General features: G+C 23.4%; 22 protein-coding genes and 1 other RNA gene. 17 read left to right on the top strand and 6 right to left on the bottom strand.

Annotated features, from left to right (window positions below):
* Window positions 1-71 precede the first annotated feature (71 nt).
* The 9 genes from BUE91_RS04970 (at window position 72) to BUE91_RS04930 (ending at window position 9,666) form a co-directional block, all read left to right on the top strand.
* Window positions 72-518 (top strand): PfkB family carbohydrate kinase, encoded by a 447-nt coding sequence (locus BUE91_RS04970; RefSeq protein ID WP_066900959.1) that lies wholly within the window; start codon window positions 72-74, stop codon window positions 516-518.
* A 1-nt stretch (window position 519) separates the two neighbouring features.
* Window positions 520-1,440, top strand: coding sequence for a ribonucleoside hydrolase RihC (rihC, locus tag BUE91_RS04965; RefSeq protein ID WP_073508146.1), 921 nt, complete (start codon window positions 520-522; stop codon window positions 1,438-1,440).
* Between the two features lie 11 nt (window positions 1,441-1,451).
* Window positions 1,452-2,795: a C4-dicarboxylate transporter DcuC gene (dcuC, locus tag BUE91_RS04960; RefSeq protein ID WP_073508145.1), complete on the top strand. Its 1,344-nt coding sequence runs from the start codon at window positions 1,452-1,454 to the stop codon at window positions 2,793-2,795.
* Between the two features lie 162 nt (window positions 2,796-2,957).
* Window positions 2,958-3,542, top strand: a complete 585-nt coding sequence (locus BUE91_RS04955; RefSeq protein ID WP_073508144.1) for a TetR/AcrR family transcriptional regulator — start codon at window positions 2,958-2,960, stop codon at window positions 3,540-3,542.
* 1 nt (window position 3,543) lies between these two features.
* Window positions 3,544-5,298, top strand: a complete 1,755-nt coding sequence (locus BUE91_RS04950; protein ID WP_073508143.1) for an ABC transporter ATP-binding protein — start codon at window positions 3,544-3,546, stop codon at window positions 5,296-5,298.
* Window positions 5,282-7,003, top strand: coding sequence for an ABC transporter ATP-binding protein (locus tag BUE91_RS04945; protein WP_073508142.1), 1,722 nt, complete (start codon window positions 5,282-5,284; stop codon window positions 7,001-7,003). Before BUE91_RS04950 ends, BUE91_RS04945 begins: the two co-directional genes overlap by 17 nt.
* Before the next feature lie 10 nt (window positions 7,004-7,013).
* Window positions 7,014-7,595 carry an MptD family putative ECF transporter S component gene (locus tag BUE91_RS04940; protein WP_066900949.1) on the top strand — a complete coding sequence of 194 codons (582 nt, stop codon included), beginning with the start codon at window positions 7,014-7,016 and terminating at the stop codon, window positions 7,593-7,595.
* Complete coding sequence (locus BUE91_RS04935; protein WP_066900947.1) at window positions 7,595-8,278, top strand: energy-coupling factor transporter transmembrane component T family protein; 684 nt, start codon at window positions 7,595-7,597, stop codon at window positions 8,276-8,278. Before BUE91_RS04940 ends, BUE91_RS04935 begins: the two co-directional genes overlap by 1 nt.
* On the top strand, window positions 8,275-9,666 hold the full coding sequence (locus BUE91_RS04930) for an ABC transporter ATP-binding protein (protein ID WP_073508141.1): 1,392 nt from the start codon (window positions 8,275-8,277) through the stop codon (window positions 9,664-9,666). Before BUE91_RS04935 ends, BUE91_RS04930 begins: the two co-directional genes overlap by 4 nt.
* A 45-nt stretch (window positions 9,667-9,711) precedes the next feature.
* Here BUE91_RS04930 and glmS read toward each other — a convergent pair whose 3' ends face one another.
* The 6 genes from glmS to BUE91_RS04900 form a co-directional block, all read right to left on the bottom strand.
* Window positions 9,712-11,535 (bottom strand): glutamine--fructose-6-phosphate transaminase (isomerizing), encoded by a 1,824-nt coding sequence (gene glmS / locus BUE91_RS04925; RefSeq protein WP_073508140.1) that lies wholly within the window; start codon window positions 11,533-11,535, stop codon window positions 9,712-9,714.
* A gap of 267 nt (window positions 11,536-11,802) precedes the next feature.
* Complete coding sequence (locus BUE91_RS04920) at window positions 11,803-13,230, bottom strand: nicotinate phosphoribosyltransferase (protein WP_073508139.1); 1,428 nt, start codon at window positions 13,228-13,230, stop codon at window positions 11,803-11,805.
* 12 nt (window positions 13,231-13,242) lie between these two features.
* Window positions 13,243-14,859: a ClC family H(+)/Cl(-) exchange transporter gene (locus tag BUE91_RS04915; RefSeq protein ID WP_073508138.1), complete on the bottom strand. Its 1,617-nt coding sequence runs from the start codon at window positions 14,857-14,859 to the stop codon at window positions 13,243-13,245.
* Window positions 14,860-14,880: 21 nt separating this feature from the next.
* Window positions 14,881-15,221: a transfer-messenger RNA gene (gene ssrA, locus BUE91_RS04910) on the bottom strand.
* A gap of 42 nt (window positions 15,222-15,263) precedes the next feature.
* Entirely contained in the window at window positions 15,264-15,497 is a 234-nt protein-coding gene (locus BUE91_RS04905; RefSeq protein WP_073508137.1) for a hypothetical protein, read from the bottom strand.
* The gene (locus tag BUE91_RS04900; protein ID WP_073508136.1) at window positions 15,466-16,122 is read right to left on the bottom strand and encodes a hypothetical protein; all 657 of its coding nucleotides are present in this window, start codon (window positions 16,120-16,122) and stop codon (window positions 15,466-15,468) included. The genes BUE91_RS04905 and BUE91_RS04900 overlap by 32 nt, the downstream gene beginning before the upstream one ends.
* 107 nt (window positions 16,123-16,229) lie before the next feature.
* Between BUE91_RS04900 and BUE91_RS04895 the strand changes: the two genes are divergently transcribed.
* The 8 genes from BUE91_RS04895 (at window position 16,230) to BUE91_RS04860 (ending at window position 24,728) form a co-directional block, all read left to right on the top strand.
* The gene (locus BUE91_RS04895; protein WP_073508135.1) at window positions 16,230-16,694 is read left to right on the top strand and encodes a COG2426 family protein; all 465 of its coding nucleotides are present in this window, start codon (window positions 16,230-16,232) and stop codon (window positions 16,692-16,694) included.
* 139 nt (window positions 16,695-16,833) lie between these two features.
* Window positions 16,834-17,961, top strand: coding sequence for a hypothetical protein (locus BUE91_RS04890; RefSeq protein WP_073508134.1), 1,128 nt, complete (start codon window positions 16,834-16,836; stop codon window positions 17,959-17,961).
* Window positions 17,943-18,608 (top strand): hypothetical protein, encoded by a 666-nt coding sequence (locus BUE91_RS04885; protein WP_066900931.1) that lies wholly within the window; start codon window positions 17,943-17,945, stop codon window positions 18,606-18,608. Before BUE91_RS04890 ends, BUE91_RS04885 begins: the two co-directional genes overlap by 19 nt.
* A gap of 213 nt (window positions 18,609-18,821) precedes the next feature.
* Complete coding sequence (locus BUE91_RS04880) at window positions 18,822-19,043, top strand: hypothetical protein (RefSeq protein ID WP_066900929.1); 222 nt, start codon at window positions 18,822-18,824, stop codon at window positions 19,041-19,043.
* A gap of 1 nt (window position 19,044) precedes the next feature.
* A complete protein-coding gene (locus BUE91_RS04875; protein WP_073508133.1) occupies window positions 19,045-19,611 on the top strand; it encodes a hypothetical protein in 567 nt (188 codons plus the stop codon).
* A 31-nt stretch (window positions 19,612-19,642) separates the two neighbouring features.
* The gene (locus BUE91_RS04870; protein ID WP_143605906.1) at window positions 19,643-20,413 is read left to right on the top strand and encodes a hypothetical protein; all 771 of its coding nucleotides are present in this window, start codon (window positions 19,643-19,645) and stop codon (window positions 20,411-20,413) included.
* A 17-nt stretch (window positions 20,414-20,430) separates the two neighbouring features.
* A complete protein-coding gene (locus BUE91_RS04865; protein WP_073508131.1) occupies window positions 20,431-23,661 on the top strand; it encodes a PAAR-like protein in 3,231 nt (1,076 codons plus the stop codon).
* An 11-nt stretch (window positions 23,662-23,672) separates the two neighbouring features.
* Window positions 23,673-24,728, top strand: a complete 1,056-nt coding sequence (locus BUE91_RS04860) for a DUF481 domain-containing protein (RefSeq protein WP_066900919.1) — start codon at window positions 23,673-23,675, stop codon at window positions 24,726-24,728.
* Window positions 24,729-24,761: the final 33 nt, after the last annotated feature.

Raw genomic sequence — 24,761 nt, 5'->3', positions numbered from 1 at the left:
AAGAAGATAAAATATATTTTATCTTCTTTATTAATTTTAAATATTTTTTTCAAGCTCTAATAATTTAATTTATGAAAGTAATAATTAATCCATCACCTGCTATGAAAATAGATGAAAAAATGTATAAATTAATTGATTATTTAATAGTTAATCAAACAGAAGCTGAAACTTTATCTAATATATATCCTGAAAACTTAGAAGACTGTAAGAAGATCTTTAAAATTTTAAGTGGGTATGGATTAAAAAATTTAGTTGTTACACTTGGGAGTAGAGGAAGTGTTTTAATTAATGAATCAGATAGTGTTTTTTCACAAGGAATTAATATTCATGCTTTGGATAGTACAGGAGCAGGAGATGCTTTTACAGGAATGTTTATTAGAAGTTTATCTATGGATATACCTATTGAAAAAAAACTATATTATTCAAATATTTCAGGCGCATTAACATGTTTAAAAAAAGGAGCTAGAATTGGCGTTAAAAATTTAAATGAAATTATAAATTTTAAGAAGGAGGACTAAAATGTCTAAAATACCTATAATTATTGATACAGATCCTGGAATTGATGATGCTGTTGCATTAGCTTTAGCATTACATTCAGATAAATTAGATGTGAAATTAATAAGTACAGTTGCAGGAAATGTTAGCATAGAAAAAGTTACAAAAAATGTACTGCAATTATTAGATTTCTATAATAAATCAGTTCCTGTTGCAAAGGGAGCGGAAAAACCTTTATTTAGAAATCCTATTGATGCTTCTGGAGTTCACGGAGATAGTGGTATGGGAGCATATACTTTTCCAGAAACTGATGGAAAAAATTTATTGAAAATAAATGCAGTAGAAGCTATGAAAGAAGTTTTGATGAAATCTGAAGAAAAAATAACTTTAGTTCCTATAGGACCTTTAACAAATATTGCTTTGTTGCTTCTTACTTATCCACAAGTTAAAAATAAAATTAAAGAAATTGTTCTTATGGGTGGAGCTATAGGTCGTGGTAATTCAGGAATTTATTCTGAATTTAACATAGATGTAGATCCAGAAGCAGCTAAAGTAGTATTTGAATCAGGTATTTCTATAACTATGGTTACATTAGATGTTGGATTAAAGGCCTTAGTTTATCCAGAAGATTCAGAAAAAATCAAAAATTTACATAAGATAGGAGATATGTTTTATACTTTATTTAAAACATATAGAGGTGGAAGTTTTAATACAGGATTAAAAATGTATGATAGTTGTGCTATAGCTTATTTATTAGAACCTAATATGTTTACATCTCAAAAATTATTTGTAGGAATAGAAACAAAAGGTGAATTTACATCTGGAGCAACTATTGTTGATCTTAGAAATAAATTGGGAAAAGAACCTAATGTCACTGTTACAGTTGACATCGATGCTGATATGTTTAAAAAATGGTTTATGAATGAAATTTATAATTGTAGATAAGGAGTTTAATTATGTTTGTAGTTATTATAGGATTTTTATCAGTTTTATTTGTTGGATACATGTTGTTAAAAAAGCATGATATCAAAATAACTTTGTTTGGGATAGGATTATTGCTATTATATATAGAACAAATATTAAAAGGAGAATACACTAATTTTTTATTAAAGCCTATTGATTTAATAATAAAACAATTTGGTATAACACTTAGTGGAGCAGGATTAGTAATATTTATTTTAGGTGGATATTCAGCATATATGAGTACAATTGGTGCAAATGATATGACAGTTAGATTATTAACTAAGCCTCTTAAAAAAGTTAAATCAGTTTATATACTAGTACCTATAGTTTTCCTATTAGGGAACTTGTTATCATTAGTTATTCCAAGTGCTTCAAATTTAGCAATTATTTTAATTGCTACATTATTCCCAGTTTTAAGAAAATCAGGAATGAGTAATTTAACAGCAGCAGCTGTTATAGCAACTACTGCAACAATTATGCCAACACCATTAGGTTCAGATAATGTAGCTGTAGCTGCTGAATTAGGAATATCTGTTGAAAGTTATGTTTTTGGTTCACATGCACTTATATCTATACCAACTCTATTTTTTATGTCTATTGTACATATGTTATGGCAAAAATATTGTGATAAAAAGCAATTATTAAATAATAACTTTGAAGAAAATGAAACTAAATTAAAAGAAGAAAAACCTTTTAATTTAGTATATTCATTATTACCTTTATTACCAATATTAATATTATTTATAAGTTTTGTTTTAGAAAGTATTACAAAAATAAAATTACCTTTAAGTGTTTTATCTGTAACGATTATTTCAGTAATAATTACTATATTAATAGAAATTATTAAAAATAGAAATGTTAATAGCTCTTTAATATCAGTAGAACAATTTTTCAAAGGTATGGGAAATTCTATGGGAATAGTTGTACTATTAGTAGCAGCATCTACTTACGTTAACGGGTTAAAAGGTATTGGGTTAATAAATATATTACAAGAAGTTATGACTAAAACTAGTGCTTCTGGTATTTTATTACCTATTATTTTAGTGATATTCTCAAGTTTAATAGTTTTATTAAGTGGAAGTGGAACAGCTTTATTCTTTGCTCTAGTACCACTTTTAGTACCTTTAGCAATGGCAGCAAAAATTTCACCTATTGCAATTTCTATACCATTAGGTCTATCGGGTAATTTATTACGTGCTGTTTCACCAGTTTCAGCTGTTATTATGATTGTTTCTGGTGCTGTTAAGGAAGAGCCTATTAATCTTGTTAAAAGAACTTCAGTTCCTATGATAGCTGGAGTAATATTTATGCTTATTTTATCACTTATACTATTTTAAATAAATGATATAAAATATTCTTAAGACGACAGTTTTATTATCTGTCGTTTTTTATTTTTTAATATTAATGTAAAAAACAATTTTAAAAAGTACTTGTTAATGTAAATAAAATGATATATAATAAGCTATCGACACTTGTGTCGGTAAGAAGGAGTGATAAATATGTGTCCTGCAAAAAGATTGAATGAAGCTGAAAGAAAAAAAGAAATTATGGAAGCAGCTATGAAAATAATTACAATAAAAGGATTAGAAAATACTACTATGGAAGATATTATTTCTGAAATTACCTTATCTAGGGGAGGACTGTATCATTATTACAAAAATGTTATAGAAATTTTTAAAGATATTATGCTTTTTGGAATTGAATATAGGAATGAGATAATAAAAAAGCATTTAAATGAACGTAAGAATTTATCAAATAATCAGTTTATAGCAAAACAAATTGTTGATAAAATTATAGATGAAAATCCATATATGCCACTTTATGTTGAATTCTTAATTTCTAAAAAGAGAAGACCAGAATTAAATGATCTTATGGAATATCTTCAAGAAAAAACTAAAGAAAGATTAAAGATTATTTTTGATGATGATTCTAGATTATTTGAAACTAATATTTTTTTATTTGTTAATGATTTTATTAATGCATTAATAGTTGCATCTAATGTTTTAGAAGCAAGAGAAAATTTTAAGAAAAATAGACATTTATTAGAAAAAATGTTTATTAGTATATTAGAAAGGGAAGATTAGAATGGGAGTTTATAAGAAATTGTTTAGTTATATTCCAAATCATAAGGTAATAGCTTATTTTTCTTTAATATTATCGTGCATTTCTTCATTTTTAATGGTATATGGATATTATCATATATACAATTTTTTTAGTGAAATTATTGTAAATAATGATTTTGAAAATGCATATTATTATTCAATAAAAATTGTAATATATTTAACTTTGAGTGCTTTAATTTATATTTTTTCATTACTTATTTCTCATAAATTGGCTTACATTTTAGAAACAAATTTAAGAAAGAGAGGAATTGATGGATTAACAGATTCAAGTTTTAGATTTTTTGATTTATATTCATCGGGATATATTAGAAAAACTATAGATAATAATGCTTCTAAAACTCATATGGTTGTTGCACATATGATTCCAGATAATGCTCAGGCCTTTTTAACTCCTCTTTTGATATTTATGCTATCATTTGTTATTAGTTTTCGTTTAGGAATAGTTATTATTACTTTATCAATTATAACTGCGTGTATATTAAAAAATATGATGGGGAATGGAGAATTTATGAAACTATATCAAAGTTCTCTTGATAGATTGAGTTCAGAAACAGTTGAATATATTAGAGGTATGCAGGTAGTTAAAATTTTTGGAATAAAACTGAAATCTTTTAAAGAACTTCATGAATCAATTATTAACTATTCAAAATATGCATATAATTATTCTATTTCTTGTAAAAAACCTTATGTTTTATATCAACTAATATTTTTAGGATTAATTGATATTATTACTATTCCTTTTAGTTTTTTCTTGATAAATATAAGTGAGCCTAAGTTAATTGCAGTAGAATTTATCATGATGTTTTTACTAAGTGGTGCAATGATGATAGCATTTATGAAAATTATGTGGGTAAATATGTATATTTTTGATGCAAATTATGCTATTGATAATTTAGAAAATTTATATAATGAAATGTTAAAAGATAAATTAACATATGGTAAAAGAAATAATTTTGATAATTTTAATATTGAATTTGATAATGTTAGTTTTTCATATGGAGAAAAGAAAGTACTAGAAAATTTATCGTTTAGTTTAAAAGAAAATAGGATATATGCATTAGTAGGTCATTCTGGTTCAGGGAAATCTACAGTTGCTAAACTTATATCAGGATTTTATAAAGTAGATGGAGGAGCTATTAAAATTGGTGGATATCCACTTGAAGAATATACAAAAGAGGCCATTATAAATAATATTTCATTTGTATTTCAGGATAGCAAGCTATTTAAAAAATCTATATATGATAATATTTCTATAGCTAATGAAAATGCTAGCAGAGAAGATATTATGGAAGCAATTACTCTTGCTGGTTGTGATGAAATAATAAATAAATTTAAAGATAGAGAAAATACAATTATAGGAACAAAAGGTGTTTATCTTTCTTTTGGAGAAAAACAAAGAATAGCTATTGCAAGAGCTATTTTAAAAAAATCATCAATTATTATTATGGATGAAGCTAGTGCATCTATTGATGCTGATAATGAATATGAATTACAAAAAGCTTTTAAAAATTTAATGAAAAATAAGACGGTAATTATGATTGCTCATAGAATGAGTAGTATAAAAAATGTAGATGAGATACTTGTTTTAGAAAATGGTAAATTAATGGAAAGAGGAAATAGTGAGACTTTATTAAATAAAGAAGGCTTATATACTAAATTATTTAATTTATATGAAATTGCAAATGAATGGAGGGTATCAAATGAAAAATTATTTTAGAAAACGTTATTCTCTATCTGAGCAAGGTGCAAAAAATTTAATAAAAGCAACAATTTTTTGTTTTTTAACATATTGTATTAATTTATTTCCAATGTATATTTTAATGACATTAATAAATCACTTAGTTTTATTAAATGTTATTAGTACATGGAAATATATATTTATATCGATATTAACTTTAATATTAATGTATATATTATTATCAAATGAATATATTAATTTATACAACACGACTTATAAAGAATCTGCAAATTTGAGAAAAGATATTGCGAAATCTTTATCAAATATTCCTATTGCTTATTTTTCAAAAAATAATTTATCTGATTTATCTCAAACTATTATGTCTGATGTGGCAGATATTGAACATGCTTTAAGTCATTCTATTCCTAAAGTTCTTGGATTATATTTATTTTTTCCACTTATGGGATTTATAATGTTAATAGGTAATTGGAAGTTAGGGTTAGCTGTTATTATACCAACACTTTTAAGTTTTATAATCTTACCCTTATCAAAGAAAAAAAGAATTTCAGCTAATAGTAATTATTTTAATGTATTAAGAGATAATTCAGAACTATTTCAAGAAACCATTGAATTACAGCAAGAAATAAGTAGCTTTAATCAATCTGATAAGGTGAAAGAAATTTTATATAAAAGAATGGAAGAGAGTGAAAAAATTCATTTTAAAGTTGAATTAGGATTAGTATTGATCTTGTCTATATCTACATTTTTTTCTTATATAAGTGTAGCTGTGATAATATTAGTTGGAATATATCTTTTTATTCATGGTGAAATAAGCTTTATATATTTAATAGGATATATACTTGCCTCTATAAAAATAAAAGAATTATTTGATATTTCTAAAGAAGGATTACTTGAAATGTTTCATATTGAACCTGCTGTTAGAAGAATTAAAGATCTTAAAAATGCAGTTATTCAAGAAGGGAAAGATACAATTTTCTATAATTATGATATAGAATTTAAAAATGTATCATTTTCTTATGATAATGAAGTGCAAGTATTAAAAAATATAAGTTTTACAGCTAAACAAGGAGAAGTTACATCTCTTGTTGGTACTTCGGGTTCAGGTAAAACTTCTATATTAAAACTTATATCTAGACTTTATGATTATGATAGTGGAAGCATTTTGATTGATAACAAAGATATAAAAAATGTATCAACAGAATCATTATTTAAAAATATTTCTATAGTTTTTCAAGAAGTTGTTCTTTTTAATACAAGTATTTTAGAAAATATACGTTTAGGTAATGAAATGGCAACTGATGAAGAAGTAAAAAATGCAGCAAAGCTCGCTAATTGTATGGATTTTATAGAAAAGCTTCCTGATGGATTTAACACTAAAATTGGTGAAAATGGATCAGAATTATCAGGTGGAGAAAGACAAAGGATTTCTATTGCTAGAGCATTTTTAAAAAATGCACCAATATTAATATTAGATGAAATATCATCAAGTCTTGATATAGATAATGAAAAGAAAATTCAAGATAGTTTGAATAAATTAATTAAAAATAAGACAGTTATAATTATTTCACATAGATTAAAATCAATTGAAAATGTAGATAAAATAGTAGTAATTAGTAATGGATATGTTGAAAAAACAGGAACACACGATGAGCTTTTAGTGAGTTCAAGTGTTTATAGAAATTTAATTCAAAAAACAAAATTAGCAGATGAATTTATTTACTAGGAGGATTAATATGAAAAATAATAAATTAAAAATTAAAGATTTAGTTACAATAGGTGTATTTTCAATTATTTATTTTATTTCTATGTTTATTATAGGGATGATGGGAATAGTTCCAATTTTATTTTTAGTTTTTCCAACTATTCTTGGAATTTTTACAGGAACTATAGTTATGTTATTTATGACAAAGGTACAAAAGCCTTGGGCATTGTTTATATTTGGTATTTTTTCACCATTTATTATGTTTTCTATGGGGCATACTTATGTAATTTTAGTTCATGCAATTATTGTGATGTTTATAGCTGAAATGATAAGAAGAGTAGGAAATTATAATTCATATAAATATAATATGTTTGCATTTGCTATTTTTAATACATGGATTTGTGGTTCACTTATGCAAATGCTTTTAGCAAGAGAAAAATATATAGAACTTTCTATGATGATGGGGAAAGAATACGTTGATATTTTAGAAAAATTAATTTCTTATCCTAATATGTTATTAGTTTATTTAGGTTCTATTATTGGTGGAATAATTGGAGCATATATTGGTAAAATATTACTTAAAAAACATTTTGAAAAAGCAGGTATTATTTAATGAATTTTATTAAAACAAATAAGTTAAATCCAAACCCAATAACGAAATTTTTAGTTGTTGGGTTTTTAGGGATTACAGTAATACATTCAATAAATAGTTATTTTGAAATAGCAATTATATTTGTTATTTCGTTTATGTATTTTATTAATGGATTAAAAAAAGAAGGAATAAAAAATATTATTGTTTTTTCCTTACTATTTTTTATTCCCAATTTTACTATTTTACAGAAATTACCATTTATATTAAAAATGATATTTTCTTTATTATTTGTACTTCGTATGTTTTATATCCCATATTCTGCTGGAAAATTTTTAATTAAAACATCAGATGTAGGTAGTATTATTTCTTCTATGGATTATTTAAGAATACCTAATATAATATCTATACCTGTTGCAGTAATGTTTAGATTTTTTCCATCATTTAAAGAAGAGAGAAATAATATAAAGATGGCTATGAGAATAAGAGGAATAAAAATTAAAAATCCAATCAAATATTTAGAATATGTAGTAGTTCCATTACTTATTATTTCGTCAAATATTGCAGATGATATAGCAAAATCTGCTGAAACAAGATGCATTGCAAATCCTGTTAAAAAAACAAGGTATATTACTGTAAGCATAAATTTAATTGACTTTATTTATGCAATTACAATAATAGGTTTAGTAATAGGAGGTTTATTATGATTAAATTAGAAAATTTATCTTTATCATATTCACAAGAAACTAAAGTATTGAATGATATTTCTATTAAAATAAATGAAGGTGAATGTGTCTTATTAACAGGAGAGAGTGGTAGTGGTAAATCATCTATTATAAATTCTATTAATGGTTTAGCCTTTCAATATGAAAATGCTCATATTAAAGGAAGTATAAAAGTAAATGGACAAGAAATAAAAAATATGGAGCTTTATGAAATTTCATTATTAATATCAAGTATTTTTCAAAATCCTAAAACACATTTTTTCAATATTAATACTACGTTAGAGTTATTATTTTATCTTGAAAATATAGGGCTTGATAGAGAAGAAATGGAAGCTCGTATGATAAATATGTTAAAAATTCTTCCAATAGAACATTTATTAGGTCGTGATATTTTTGAATTATCTGGTGGGGAAAAACAGATACTATGTATTGCATCTTGCTATATTTCAGGTTGTAAGATAATAGTTCTTGATGAACCTTCTTCTAATTTAGATAATAAATATATTGATATATTAAAAGAAATGCTTGAAATATTGAAAAGTAAAGGTATAACTCTTATTATTGCAGAGCATAGAATCTATTATTTAATGGATATTGTAGATAGAGTATTTATTGTTAAAAATAGAGAAATAAATAAAACATTTACAAAAAATGAATTCTTATCACTAACAAATGATGAATTGATAGAGTGGGGTATTAGATCAATTACCAGACCTATTTTAAATAAGTCAAAAAATAATAATGGTAAAGACCTAATAATTAAAAAACTTCTTTTTAAATTTAATGATAAAAGTATATTAAAAATGGGAAATATCTCATTTAGTTTAGGAAAAATTTATGGAATAGTAGGGGAAAATGGGGTAGGAAAGTCTACATTTTTACATGTTATAACAGGTCTTAAAGATAAAGAAAAAAGTGAGATATTATTTAAAAATATTCATATAAGTAAAAAAGATAGATTAAAAAATTCTTCATTTGTTATGCAAGATGTTAACAATCAACTTTTTACAGATTCTGTTGAAGAAGAAATGAAATTAGGTATTGAAAATTTAGATAAAAACACAATTAATCAAGTACTATCTGAACTCGGAATTATAGAACTAAAAGATAGACATCCTATGAGTTTATCTGGTGGTCAGAAACAAAGAGTTGCAATTGCTTCAGTTTTATGTAAAAATTCAAAATTTATCTTTTTTGATGAACCTACAAGTGGAATGGATTACAATAATATGTTAAAAATTTCAAAATTAATTAAGAAAATGAAATCAGAAGATAATATAATATTTATTGTTTCACATGATATAGAATTTTTAAATGAAACAACTGATGAAATAATTTGTATAGAAGAGTTTAAAATTTATAATAAATAAAAAGAAGAGATATGAACTGTATAAGTTCAATTATCTCTCTATTTTTTATTCTACAGTAACTGATTTTGCAAGATTTCTAGGTTTATCTACATCATATCCATTTTCTAAAGAAGTGTAGTAAGCTAAATATTGTAAGTTTATAGCTGCAAGAAGTGGTGTTAATAATGTTCCTGTTGAATTTATTTGTATAACATCATCTACAACTTCTGAAACTAGACTTTCTTTTTTGCAAACACCTATTACATAAGCACCTCTAGCTTTAACTTCCTTAATATTAGAAATAATTTTTTCATCCATATCTAAGTTTGTTGAAATTGAAACAACTAAAACTCCAGGTTCAATAAGAGCAATACTTCCATGTTTTAATTCTCCAGAAGGAATAGCTTCTGTATGAATGTAGTTAATTTCTTTCATTTTTAAACTACCTTCTCTAGCAATTTTTTCATCTATTCCTCTTCCTATATAGAATCCATTTTTCATGTCTTTTATTTTTATAGAAATGTTGTGAATCTTCTCTCTATTTTTAATTAATTCTAATGTATTTTCTTTAAGTAATGAAATATCAGAAATATATTGTAAATATTTATTTTTATCTAATTTATTTATTTTCTTTCCCATAAATAAAGATAGTAGATATAGTATTAAAACTTGTGAGCTATATGCTTTAGTAGAAGCAACTGATATTTCAGGTCCAGCAAGAGTATAGATAACATTTTCTGATTCTCTTGTTATTGTTGAACCTAAAACATTTGATATTGCTAATGTTTTAGCTCCTTTTTCTTTGGCATACTTCATAGACATTAAAGTATCTATAGTTTCTCCTGATTGACTTATAAATATAGCTAATGTTTTATCTGTTATTATAGGATTATTATATCTAAATTCAGATGCTATATCAGTGAATACATCTATACCTAACATTTCTTTTATAAAATATTGTCCTTGTAATCCTGCATAATATGCAGTTCCACAACCTATAATATATATTTTATCTATATTATTAAAGTTTATTGTTTGTAATTGTTCATTAAAGTTTATATTTTTTTCTTTATCCACATAAACATTTAAAATTTTATCTATTATTTCAGGTTGTTCCTCAATTTCTTTTATCATGAAATGCTCATAACCACATTTTGTTGCTTGCTCAAAAGACCAATCTATTTTTTTAATTTCTCTTTCAACTATATTTTCATCTTTATCATATATAGTTACGTTATCTTTAGATAATATTACTATATCTTTATCTTCAAGATATATAACATTATTTGTATATTTTAAAATAGCAGAAACATCAGATGCTACAAAATTTTGATTTTCTCCTATACCAATTATTAATGGACTATGATTTCTACAACAAATCATTTTTTCTGGAAAATATTTATGAATTAATGCAAAAGCATATGTTCCTCTTATTTTTTTCAATACTTTTTTAAGAGTAGAGTATAGGTCACCATCAAATAATCTTGAAAATAGTTGAACTACAACCTCTGAGTCTGTATCTGAGCTAAACTTTACACCATCATTTATTAGTTCTTTTTTTAATTCAGCATAATTTTCTATAATTCCATTATGAATAAGCGCTGCATCTCTTTTTTCGCTATAATGAGGATGAGCATTATTATCAGTTGGAATACCATGGGTTGCCCATCTAGTATGACCAATTCCTAAAGAAGAAAGTACATTGAAATTTTTCATATGATTTTTTAAATTATCAAGTTTTCCTTCTTTTTTTTCTATTTGAATACCATTTTCAGTTATAAAAGCAATCCCTGTTGAATCATAACCTCTGTATTCGATTTTTTCAAGTCCTTCTAATAAGATATCTACTGCATTTGATTTGTTTCCAGTATATCCAATAATTCCACACATAAAAACCTCCTATGAATAATAAAATCGGAGATTGTTACTATTACTTATTTGTTACACAAATCGCTTTATGTTTTTGTCAGTAATGGTTGTAACCACCTTTGGAATATCCGCCGAAAGTTCGATAATTCCAATCCTCGTCAACTTATAAAAGTTCTGGCGCTTTTTAATATAAATCTCCCTGGATATGATTATATTATAATTTAGATTATTTATCAAGTATTATAAAAATAAAAAGGAATGCCTCATTAAATTTATGAAGCACACCTTTTATAATCTTGAATTTAATTTTTCTTGAGTGTAAAATAAATAAGTATTATTCTTAATTTCTTCTAATGTATATTCTTTTATTATTTTTCCATTTTCATATACTATATTTAAAATAGAGTTTGGATGGTAGTTATTTTCGTCTAAATATGAAATTTTTATAGTTTGTAATTCACCATTTTCTTTTTTTATTAAATCTAATCTACCTTTTTTACTTACTTTTCCTTTATCTGTTATAGGATCTTTATATACATCCACAAGCTTATTATTAATTTTTACGCAACTACATTTCATTGCAAATTTATGAGTATCTCTATTTATGCTTGATTGATTATTACCTTGAAGTAGAGAACCACCACAACCAAAAGAAATATTTTCAGCAGAGTAGCCATTTTCTTTTACAGACTTTAAAATGTCCCAAACATTATCTTCATATATTCCATCGCCTTGTAGTATTCTAATATTATTTAATACTTTATAACCTTTTGAATTAATTGTAACACCAAAATTTTCTTCAACAATTTTTAAAGTGAATAAAATATTTGTTATAGGATCACCACTATCAGGTCTTATTACTATAATACCATTTCTTTTTAATATTTCTTCTTTTAAATCTTTAGAAAATATATTTTCTATGGCATTGTAGTAATTGTAGCTATCGCTTACAATTGAAACTATTCCAGTAGGGAATTTATACAACATATTTCTATATGCTTCTGTTTCATTATTTCTTGTCCAAGATGTCATAGTACTGTGTTCAGAAGCTGGAACAGAATAACCAGCCATTTCACAACTATAATATTTTCTAGCAAAAACAAGAGATTTAAGTGTATCTGTACCTTTGAAATTAGTAAGGTGAGCTAACCCACCAATACCAGCACTTTCTTCACTAGAAACCCCTCTATATCCAAAATCATGTAATTTAAAATCAATTTCTTCATCATGATTATCAGATGTTAAATTTAAATAGTATGAAATTATTTGCCTAATCTTATATGAGTAAGTTGCAACAGTAATTGGATACCAAATTTTAAGAAGTAATGTTTCAAACCAACTTACTATCCAAGGGACCTTACTATCAGTAGATTCAACAGTAACTAAAACATTGTGATTTTTAATTATTGCTCCTTCAGGAACAGCTCTAATTCTTAGAGGTAATTTACCATCTAATTCCTTTACAATGTATTCCCAGCCTTCTTTATTAAAAGGTAATCCATGAAGTGTCATAATATCATTAGCTTCATTTACCATATCCATTGTAATCTTTTTACTTAGATATTTTTTTAAATAATATTGCAATCCAAAGAATTTAGTATATCCATATAATCCACCACGACTTTCTATATAATCATGTATATATGTAGTGTTTTCAGGATATTGTAAAAAATGTGATGACTTATATGAATCAGTCATTAGTATAATATTTTCCATTATTTTCTCCTTTTAAATATTGTAAATATCAATATTTTCAGTAGATAATTCAGATAGTTTATTCATATATCTTTTTGAAGTATTTTCATCTGTTAGTAGAATAAGTATATCTGAATCTTTTATTACAGTATCACCTTTTGGAATGAATTGAGAACTACCAGATCTTTCAATTCCAATAATTAATAAGTTTGGCGGCCATTCAATATCTCTAATCATTTTATTCGATAATTTAGAATCTGAGATAACAGGAATCTTTATTGTTACTATTTTTTCACTTTTTTCAATTAATTTATATTTATCATCATCTTCTTTAAACATATTTTCAAATAGTTCTTCATATACTGAATTATGTTTAAGTAATTCAGAAAAAGCGTATGTAATAGTAGCTGTTATAACTAAAGAAAATAGATTAGAAAAATTTCCAGTCATTTCAAGTATTAATATTATTCCTGTTATAGGAGTTCTTACAACTGCAGTGAAGTAAGATGTCATAGCAATTAATACAAATAAAGTTATGTATTCTTCTGAAAAATTAAATGTATTTACTAAAAATAAACCATAAATCTTACCAATTAATGCACCTATTACTAGTAATGGTAAAAATATTCCACCAGGAGATCCAGTAGAGTATGAAATCATGGTAAATAAGAATTTACCTACTAAAATAAGGCCAAGAAGCCTAAATGTTGAATGATAATCTAATAAATGTTCTATTATATGATGTCCACCACCACTAATATCGGGTAGAAAGTATATTACAAGTAAAGAAAATAGAGCAGTTATAGATATTTTAGTATATTTATTTAGTTTAATTTTTGAATATGTGTCCTTAAATTTAATAATAGAATAGTTAAATATAGATGCAAGTAAAACCATTATAAAACATAAAATTGAAATTAGAACTAAATGTAATAGTATTTCTTTTAATTCAAAATTTACAGGTGATATAAAGCTAAAAGATTCAAATGATAGTTTAGAACCTAATAATAATTTTGAAATTAAGTTTGCAAATAACGATGCAATTAAAACACATATTAATAATATTGGTGAAAAGAATCTATGCAATTCTTCTATTGCAAAAATAGATCCTGAAAGTGGAGCGTTAAAAGCTGCTGCTAAACCTGCACTAGCACCACAAGTTACTAAATATTTTCTTTCAACTTCAGTTCTTTTACTTACTTCATTTACACCTTGACCAACTAAAGAACCAAGATGTATTGATGGACCTTCTCTTCCAAGTGAAAATCCTATGAATATAGCTAATAGTCCAGAAAAAAACTTTGTAATTAATTCTGGTAACCAATTAAATTTTACTTTTTTTTGTATTAATCCCATAACCTGAGGAATACCACTTCCAGAAATAAGGGGGTATTTATTTAATGTATATTGAATAATTATTGCGACTAGTATAAATAGAATAATTATTAGAGGTAATGCAGAATTAATATTTTTTTCTATTAAATAATTTCTAAATACTGTAATTTTACTAAGTAAAAGAGTATATGATGAGACAATAACTCCAGTAATTATTCCGGTTATTAAAGAATAAAATATTAATTTTAATCTTATTTTTCTAGAATGAAAATCAATAAATGATTTAATTGTTTCAAATATTCCGTCTTTTTTCATAAAATACCTCTCTAAAAAAAGTGGTGGAAGTGACGAGAATCGAACTCGTGTCCAAAATAAAAGCTAAGCATAATTTTCTACAAGTTTATTTCATTTATTTTTTTAACAAATAAATACTAAATGAACAAAATTTTATTTGCGAGATTATATAATTTCCTAACTAAACATAATCATATTAACTAGTAAGCCATTTAAAATGACGTTATTAATTGAATAATGGCACTTCAAATAATAACGTTAGCTGAACTAAGCAGCTAAAGCAAAATTGTTTTTTCCAATTATATTTTAATGGTGTTTAAAGAGTATACCATCTCTACTTGCTAATTATGTTCTTTTTATCCTGTCAAAACCAAAACACTCCCACATTAATGTAATTATATCACATTTTTGTTTTTTTTCAATTATTAAGTAAAATTAAATTGAATTACATCTATAGTATTAAATATCTTGATTATTTCTGCATTAGAAAAACCTAAAATTGATATTGAAGAATTTACATCTTCAATAAATTTAGTCTTATCTACATTTATGAAAAGAGAAGTATATTTTTTTATATATTTCTTTTTATCTAGTATTATTGATAGTATATAGGCGTCTATTTGATAGTTATATTTTTTTTGTTTTTTCTGATAAATCATTAATTATTGTAAATGCTTCAGAATAATTTTTAATGATAATATTTAAAATAAATTCATTTTTTAATATATTTTCATTTTTCATATCAAAAAATTTATTAACTTCTTTATGCAAAAATTCCATTATATCTATTTTATTTAAATGATAATTAGAAAAAATTCTGTTATATAGTGCATTTAAATATATTTTATCATTTTTTTTAGGTTGAATTTTAGAAGCGTAGAAATCAGAAAGTTCAAATATTTTATTTTTAAAATATACATTTGAAATTTCTATGAAGAATAGATTTTCTTGATTTTTTGATTTAATAATTTTAAACATCTTATCTAGATCTTCTTTATACATTTCTGGTTTATAAGTATTTAAAATAAAGAAGAGTTGAACTATATATGTAAAATTATTGTTGATAATATTATTGAATGATAAAAATTTTAATAATTTAATTTTTTTATTGTATAAATTATTTTTCTCATATAAACGAATTAATTCTGTAACAATAAATATTTTAATTTCATCTTGTTCAACCTCAACACTTTTATCTATTAAATTTAATGAAACTTTTTCGATAGTTTGATCATAAATAATTAGTTCTAAAGTTGTAATAAATTCTTTCATTTCTTTTTTCATATATACACCTCAGTAAAAGTATACATAGAAGAATTGGTATTGTCAATACATAGAAAAAAAAGAAATATTATGATAAAATATTGGTAATTATAATAACAAGGAGAATTATGTTAGTAAAATATTTTTATATTTTAATTATATCTGCAATTCCTTTTATAGAATTAAGAGGAGCCATCCCTGTATCTCAAATATTGAAATTACCTTTATATTCATCTATAATTGTATCTATAATAGGTAATATTTTACCAATTCCTTTTGTATATTTTTTTGCAAAAAAAATATTAGAAATTGGGAAAGAATATAAATATATTGGTAAAATTTTTAAAAAGATTTTAGATAAAGGGCATAAAGCTGGAGAAAAAATAATTTCTAAGAGTGGAAATGGATTTTTTTTAGCATTATTTTTATTTGTTGCCATTCCTTTACCAGGTACAGGTGCATATAGTGGTATGTTGGCAGCTTCATTGCTTGATATAGATTTCAAAAAAAGTTTTTTTTCAATTTTTTTAGGGATAATTATTGCAGGCTTTATTGTGGCAATAATAACATATTTTTTTAAAGCTGCAATATAGTAAATACTCTATTAAATCATAGATTTAGTAGAGTATTTTTTTGATTAAAATAAAAGAATTTAAAATTAAGAAATCATTAATCCAACACTTGACATATTTATAAATCGAAGGTATATTGGTATTAAGAAAAGAGGTGAATATGAGGGGGATATTTAAAGGCAATGATAAAATCTCAGTTAAAAGCAGTGATGAAAAAGAAATTCCAGAAGATTTTGAAATAAGAATAGACACTATAAATAGAATTTTGAATGAGTTTAATATTAGAAATAAAATTTTTGAAAAAGAATTTATAGAAGACTATAACAAGGTTTTTAGTTCAAATAATGAAATAAATATAAAATTTTTAATAACAAATACAAAAGAAAAAAAATTTGAATCAATGATAAAAAAATATGAGTTAGAAGAAAATATAGAAATTCTTTCAACAGCGTATTTAAAATTAGATAAAAATGAGAGAGAAGAAATAGAAAAAAGATTTTTTATACTTAAATATTCAAAGGATGGATTGATAAATGAGCTTAAAGTTAAATTTGTTAAAGATACAAGATATAAAAAAGAAATTGAAATACTTAAAAATTATGCTTATTTAAATAATTTATATATAAATTATTTACCATTACATATTTTTGATAGCATGTATTTTATAAAAATAATTTCAATTTATGACAATATTGATTTATATGATTTGCATAATGATAGCAGTATAGATCTAGAATTTGATTTTCAAGAGTATAATGAAAAAATAAAAATTGGCTATGAAATTTTCTGGAATATAGAAAAAATAAATTATTTTGCAACTAAAAAAGTAAGACCAACTGAAAAAAATATATATTTTGAATATATATTTAATTTAGATAAGGATTCAAAATATTTGCTTGCAGATACTGAGAAAAATGTTTATGGCATTATTAATACTAATGATACATTAAAAATTTGGACTAATAGATCTGAATATAAATTATGGAGTTTAATTAAAATAAACAACATGGAAAGAGAGGTAGAGTTTTCAAATAATATTAATTATGGTTATTTCAAAATTTTCAATAAAGCTTGTATTGAAAATATTATTGTTTCAAATACATTTCTTAAAGAAAATATTGATGATTTTAATTTAAAAAATAATAATTTAGGAAAGGAGGAGATTTTTTTGGAGATAATTTTTAGTAATGAATGTTTTTCTAAAATTGATGTAATGAATTATTTAAAGCAAATTCTTACAGAATTGTTTCCTGAAAAAAATATTAATGTATGTCAAAATCAATACTAGAAAGAAAAATACCTTATTTTTATAATTATACATGGTTTGTTCTTTATGATTATATAAAAGAATATGGCTTATATGATGGTTATGTTAAACTTATTAAAACATTAAAAACAGATAGTAGTACATTTTTTTCTACAATGCAATTTGTATCAGCATATTTAAATGATTACGATAAATACGTTGCTAGTTTAAACCCAGATTTTTATGACTTTGTTGATATAAATGAATTAACAGAAAATGAAAAAAATGTAGTATTCATCTTAGCTGCATCTATGGATTTAAGAGTTAATAAACCCATATTTGAGCAAATTTATGATTATATAATTAACGATATGAATTTAGAAGGAGATTATAAAGAAATAATTGCTAAATATATATTGAAATTTAGAATAACTAAGAATTTAGAATATGTATTAAAAAACATGGTAAATGAAGTTTTTGATAAAAATATTTTTTATAAAAACATAGATAATAATAAATATGTAATATATGTTACAGATAAGTTTAATATGGAAAAACAAAGATTTATTTTAACTATAGAGAAGTATTTTTTAGAAGAAACTGAAAAGATTGAAATATATTGGGGAAAGCATTTTACAGTGCTTGATCATAATAAAGTTGGTAAGATAGATAAAAATACATTTTTTTAGGGAGGGGATATTATTTTTAATTTTAATGTTTTAATAGAAAATGAAAATGAAAAAATAGTTCTTGAAAAATCTGAAATATTTGATTTAAAATACAATTTTAAATCATATAACGATAGCCTTATTGTTGGAGATAAAGGGGTATCAATTTCTTTAGGAATAAAGTTTTTAAATGATCCAAATGATAGTAAAATTAGAGAAAAAAGTAAAAAAGTTTTGGAAAGTATTTTAGAATGGGTATCTCAAAAACATGATTATAGAAAGTTAATAATTAAAGAGATTTTAAATGAAGATGAAAAAATTAATTACATTTTTAATAATATTTATATTGATGAAATGATAAAAAAATATAATGTAGAAAACATAGGTGAATATACAATATTATTAAAGCAAAACTTATTAGAAAAAAATAAAATTGAGATAAAAAGGGAGAAATAATATGGAAACTTTAGCTTTAAAATTAGACAATTTAACATTAAAAAATATATTTATACATGATTTTAAATCGCTTAGTAAATATAATGAGCATGGAGAAGATATAATAATATTTTCTTGTGAGAGTAAATATGAAGAGGATTTATTAAATATACTTGAAAAAAAAGAGATCAAGTATAATATTATTGGATTTGAAACAAAGGAATTTAAAGGAATAGTTAAAGAAATATTGGTTGAAACTTTGGATGAATCAACTTTAATCGTAAGATTAAGTGGAGTAGATGAAAGTATTAAGCTTAAATTAAATAAGAATTTAGTTAGACTTTATCAAGATACAACATTATCAGTAAAGAAAGTTGTTGAAGATATATTGAAAGATTATGAGATTGATTATCATATATCTAAAAATTTAGATATGGAAATAGGAAGAGTGTATTATCAATATAATGAAGATGATTGGTCATTTTTAGTTAGAATTTTATCAGATTTTGATGAGAGAGTTTTAATTAATAAAGAAGGAATAATGCTAATTGGGGAAGAAAAATTATCGGAGGAAGAAGAGGTTGCGTAAAGTTAGTGTTATAAACAGAAACGGAAATAAATTGATAAGATTCAAAGATGATAAGATTCATTCATTGGGTAAAGTTTTTAAGTATAAAGACAGCTTATTTATAGTAAATGAATCCAAGGTAGAATTTAAAAATAATATATTTTTCTGTACAGTTGAGTGTTCAAAAATTGGAGAATACAAATTGAAAGCACTTAAAAATAAACATATAACAGGTAGTTCTTTAAAAGGAAAAGTAGTTAAATTATTTTCAAAGGATGAAAAGGCATATATGCATGTTGATTTTAGTGATTTTTTAAAAGAAAATTATGGAAATATTCAAACTTTTGGAAAAAATTATATAGATATACCATATAAAACCTTTTATTCACAATCAAATACAGGACTTTTTCCTACTCCAGAAATAAATGATATAGTAGATGTTATATTTATTAATGAAGATGAAAATAATATGAAAGCATCATGGTGTTTAGAAAATGAAAATAGTTCAAGATTTAATGATGGAGAAAAAAGAAATTATTTAAATAAGGAAATAGACTTTAACTTTAATAAAGATAGATTCATTATTAATTTTAAAAATAAAATGGAATTATCAGCTACCAATTTTGTTTTAAATTCAAAAGATATGTTATTTTCATCTAAAGAAAAATTAGGCTTAGCTTCACAACTTGATATTTCAATTGAAGCAAATGATGATTTACAAATTTTTGGTAATGAGATTGACTTAAGAAGTAAATCTAAAAATTTAAGTATTATAAGTCAAGGCAATTTATTTTTAAAGGGAAAACAAATTCACAATGATTAGGATTAAAAGGGGGATTAATGAAATTAAAAAAATTTGAAGATGTAGATATTACTCAAGAAATTTCAAATTTTTTTGATAAATTTTCAGAGGTATTTTTGCTAAAAACATACAATGAGATTGATGATATTAATTTTGGAAGATATAAACAAAGTAAATTAAAAATTGAAGAAAAGTTTCCTAATACAGACTTTGACTACTTAGTTTATACACATGAAGGTCATATTATGCAAGACGAATTAATAATAATGACTTTCAAAGATTTAATGAAGGAATTAAGCGCTTTAATAGATGAATTTGAAAATCAAGAAATATATATTGATAAAGGTACAAAATATTTAAATAAATATAACGAGGTTGAATTTAAGGATATTAAATCTAAAAATATAAATTTAATGAATATAAATGATTATAGAGCTAAAAATATTAAAATTAGTTTAGCGGGAATATTATCTACAGCTCATGTTTTTGGTAGTGAGAGGTTGACTAATTTTTTAAAAAATAGAAAACATATATATATCGATGAACATAATGTTCCAATTACAGAATATTTAAAACAATTTGAATTAATAGATATTTCTAAACTTTTTAAGAAAAAAGAAGAAATAGAAGTAGTTATTCCTATAGAAAATGATAAGGATAATAAAATAATTAAAGAGTTATCTGAAAAAGATAAAAAAGATTTCTTTGGTCAAGATAGTAAATCTGATATAGCATCCATATTAGAAAAATTAAAGGATCCGGATATTATCAAATTAGTAGTTGAGCTTATAAAAAATTCTAAAAAATCTAATGAAATTACAAAATCTGGAAGAAATAATAATAATGGAATTAATAATGGTATCATTAAATCCAAAGAGAATATTTCTAAAAAGATTGTTAAAAGTAATGATAAGATAAATGATTTACTTAGAGAAAAGTATAATTCTAACAAGTATAAGAAAAATGCAAGTAAATATATAGAAGATACAACAAATAGGGAAATTTCTAAAGAAGATGAAGACTATATAAATGATATATTAAATAAGTATGAGGAAGAAACTAAAGATAAAAATGGTATTGGTGATACAATAAGACAAAAAGGATATGATAATTTTAGAAATATATCGAAAAAAAAAGAAAAATTATATACCGAAGATATGATATATTTAATACTTAAAAATAATAGGGAAAATGAATTAGATATATTAGAAAAAAGTTTGAGAGTTTATAGCTGTAGATATATTAAAGAAAGTTTTATGAGTAAAATTGGTTCTTTTTCTAAAAATGTATTTTTATCGAAAATAAGTGATTTGGTAAATATGAATTTAAAAAATGTTGGAATTAATTATGAAGTTGATTTATCTGAGTATAATTATTTAAATTATGGAAAAAAGGATATTGATGAAATTCCTTTAAAAGGTGATAAAAGAATATTAGATTATCTTAAATTAAATAATTTAGTTAAAGCTAGTTTTTCTGTTGATTCTAAAGGTGTAAGAATATACCCAAGGAGTAGAAGATTATTTGATAACATATTAATACAGTATATTAAAAATAGGATAAAGTATAAAAAAAATAATTTTGATGGTATAGATTTAAAAGATTTAAATCTATCTAGAAATGTTCTTATTCTTTTAGATGAATTAACTTTTGGATTATCAGAAGAAGAATATGATTTGATTGATAAAATTGGAAATGATTTAAATATTACAAGTTTAATTATTTATTTGCTAAAAAATAAATTTAGGTATAGTAAAAAAATACTTGATAATATAAATTCTAATATTAGTAAAACATATGATGAATATATGAGAGATAATACTAAAGAAATAGATAAAAGTAATATTAAAAGACTTTTTCCTACAAAAATTAGTTTAGAAAAACATTGTGAACTAAAAGCTATAAGGGGAATTTATTTTTTCTATAAATCATTTTATTCTGAAGAGGATAACAAGGTTTTAAATTCTGAAACAATTGCTACAACAAATGTAATTGTTAAATGTAGTCAATGTCCAACACCAAGTAAATTTATTATGGGATCTGCAAATACCTTTGTTAAAGGTGATATGGTATTAACTGATAGTGATAAACTAATAAGTCCATTTGCAACTTGTTCTGCCACAAAGGTTTGCAGTATTAATATTTTAGGGAGTAATTGGTCTCCAGTTTCAAATTTAAAATATGGTTCTAATAATGCATTATTATTAAGTTCTAAAATAAATTGTAGTTTTGGTGGAATTATTAGCTTTGAATCAACTACTATGAAAAATACTTCAAAATCTAAAATAGAAACTTTTGAGAATAAAGAAAAAATTAATATTAATATAAATACTCCTTTTAAAACAAGAGAAGAACTTAGTGATTTTTTAGATATAAGAGTTATTTCTTTTAAATCTATATATGATTTATATGATTTGAAAGAAAATCAGGTTAAATTCGTTAAAAATTTATATACATATATTAATGGAATCAAAAAAATATTATCGGCATACTTAACGCCTAAATATGTAGATAAAGAAATTGAATATGATTTAGCTATTTATTATAACGAAAAAATTATTGATGTATCAGATATTACAGAGGTTTTAAAAGAATATTTTAGTTCATTTATTAATAAGGGTGTAAATAGTAGGGGTTATAAAATTTTTAAAAAGTATGGAAAAAATATAAATGGACATAAATTTTTAGAAGAATATTTAAAAACAAAAAATAGTATTGAAGCAAAATATGATTATGAAATAAATAAAAGTAAAAATGAACCTGTTTGGATAAAATATTTATTAAAAGAATATAATAGGTATAAATTTAGAAAAAGAAATGTAAGATTAAATGAAGAATTTAAAAGAAAAGTAGTGCTATATCATAAAATAGGTGGAGGAATAGAGGCAAATAGTCAAACTCCCTGGTGTGCTTCTTTTGTAAATTGGATCTTAGATATTTCTGGTATAGGAAGCTTTAAAACATCATCATCACAGCAGATGATGAATAAATTAAAAAAAATTGATAAACCTTTATATGGAGCTATATTAATTTTTACAAAATATAATCAAGATAATAGTCCTACAGAACATGGTCATATTACATTTTTAATGGATATTACAAGTGATAAAAAACAATATATTTGTTTAGGAGGTAATCAAGAAAGAGAGATAAAATATAGTAAATATTATATGAATAAAAAAATGGGAGTTAAAGGAGGATATTTTAAACTTAACGGTATATTTTGGCCACATAATTATTCATATGATGGAATTGAGGAGATAAAATAGGGGGGGGAAAAATGAAAAAAATATTACTATTTTTTATTGCATCAACATTAGCATTAGCAGGTAGTACTTTAGGGCATATTAAGAGTGAGGAAACAAAAAAAATAAAAAAAGAATTAGAAGATTTGGAAATTGAAATAAATTATACAGAAAATTTAAAATATGATGGATTAGATGATAACGCAAAGAAAGAAATAGAAGAATACACTATAAATATGTCGCAAAAAATAGATATTTTAAAAGATAAAATAAAGACTAGGTATAAATTAGGTAATTTTACAACAGCTGGAGAAAGTTTTTTAGAAAGTCTTGAAGATAATGAAGAAAAATTTAGTTTTGGAATTATTAATAAATCTATATTAAATAAAAATTTACATAAAAATAATACAGATGTATTTTTCATTAAAAAGATAAATAATGATGGAAATATATTTGGAGTTGGACTATATGGAGGATATAGTAATAGTAAGTATAAAAAATATACAGATAAATCTTTACATGGTTTAGATATTGGTATTGTTTTAGAAGGAGAACTTCCAGAATATGGAGTAAAAATCGTATCTATGAATGAGTTTAATAAGGATTTTAAGATAAATAATGAAAATTATTTATCTAACTCAATTATAGGTGGATTAGCTATTATTTATAAAAAGAAATTTGGTTCTTTATTTTATGTAGAACCTAATTTATTTATGCTATATGGAAGCAATATAAATACTAATTTGAAATTTAGTGATACAAATGTGTATATAAAAAATAATTTTATGTATAATGTTGGGACTAATTTAAAGTTAGGTTTAGAAAATGAGATTGAACGTAATATTTATAATTTTTATGTTGAAACTTCTTTTGATAAGAAAATAAGCAAAAATAATGATTTGATTTTTGGATTTAAAGATAAAGAAAGGAATTCTATTGCACCTTTAGAAAATGATATTAATATTGATCTAGGATTAGGATTTGATATTTTATTAAATAAAGAGCATAGATTTCATATAGAAGGAGGCATTGGTTTAATACCAGATGAAAAGGTTTATAAAATAGGTGTGTCCTATGAATTATTGAAATAATTATATTAATACTGACTTTTGTCAGTATTTTTT

Origin of the sequence: Streptobacillus notomytis (genome assembly GCF_001902585.1) — a bacterium.
In the GTDB taxonomy this organism is placed as follows: Bacteria; Fusobacteriota; Fusobacteriia; order Fusobacteriales; family Leptotrichiaceae; genus Streptobacillus; species Streptobacillus notomytis.
This window is presented reverse-complemented; position numbering and strand designations above follow the sequence as displayed.

Coding starts and splice junctions, on each gene's coding strand:
- BUE91_RS04970 (WP_066900959.1), top strand. CDS start 72: ATGAAAGTAATAATTAATCCATCACCTGCTATGAAAATAGATGAAAAA.
- rihC (WP_073508146.1), top strand. CDS start 520: ATGTCTAAAATACCTATAATTATTGATACAGATCCTGGAATTGATGAT.
- dcuC (WP_073508145.1), top strand. CDS start 1,452: ATGTTTGTAGTTATTATAGGATTTTTATCAGTTTTATTTGTTGGATAC.
- BUE91_RS04955 (WP_073508144.1), top strand. CDS start 2,958: ATGTGTCCTGCAAAAAGATTGAATGAAGCTGAAAGAAAAAAAGAAATT.
- BUE91_RS04950 (WP_073508143.1), top strand. CDS start 3,544: ATGGGAGTTTATAAGAAATTGTTTAGTTATATTCCAAATCATAAGGTA.
- BUE91_RS04945 (WP_073508142.1), top strand. CDS start 5,282: ATGAAAAATTATTTTAGAAAACGTTATTCTCTATCTGAGCAAGGTGCA.
- BUE91_RS04940 (WP_066900949.1), top strand. CDS start 7,014: ATGAAAAATAATAAATTAAAAATTAAAGATTTAGTTACAATAGGTGTA.
- BUE91_RS04935 (WP_066900947.1), top strand. CDS start 7,595: ATGAATTTTATTAAAACAAATAAGTTAAATCCAAACCCAATAACGAAA.
- BUE91_RS04930 (WP_073508141.1), top strand. CDS start 8,275: ATGATTAAATTAGAAAATTTATCTTTATCATATTCACAAGAAACTAAA.
- glmS (WP_073508140.1), bottom strand. CDS start 11,535: ATGTGTGGAATTATTGGATATACTGGAAACAAATCAAATGCAGTAGAT.
- BUE91_RS04920 (WP_073508139.1), bottom strand. CDS start 13,230: ATGGAAAATATTATACTAATGACTGATTCATATAAGTCATCACATTTT.
- BUE91_RS04915 (WP_073508138.1), bottom strand. CDS start 14,859: ATGAAAAAAGACGGAATATTTGAAACAATTAAATCATTTATTGATTTT.
- BUE91_RS04905 (WP_073508137.1), bottom strand. CDS start 15,497: ATGATTTATCAGAAAAAACAAAAAAAATATAACTATCAAATAGACGCC.
- BUE91_RS04900 (WP_073508136.1), bottom strand. CDS start 16,122: ATGAAAAAAGAAATGAAAGAATTTATTACAACTTTAGAACTAATTATT.
- BUE91_RS04895 (WP_073508135.1), top strand. CDS start 16,230: ATGTTAGTAAAATATTTTTATATTTTAATTATATCTGCAATTCCTTTT.
- BUE91_RS04890 (WP_073508134.1), top strand. CDS start 16,834: ATGAGGGGGATATTTAAAGGCAATGATAAAATCTCAGTTAAAAGCAGT.
- BUE91_RS04885 (WP_066900931.1), top strand. CDS start 17,943: ATGTCAAAATCAATACTAGAAAGAAAAATACCTTATTTTTATAATTAT.
- BUE91_RS04875 (WP_073508133.1), top strand. CDS start 19,045: ATGGAAACTTTAGCTTTAAAATTAGACAATTTAACATTAAAAAATATA.
- BUE91_RS04865 (WP_073508131.1), top strand. CDS start 20,431: ATGAAATTAAAAAAATTTGAAGATGTAGATATTACTCAAGAAATTTCA.
- BUE91_RS04860 (WP_066900919.1), top strand. CDS start 23,673: ATGAAAAAAATATTACTATTTTTTATTGCATCAACATTAGCATTAGCA.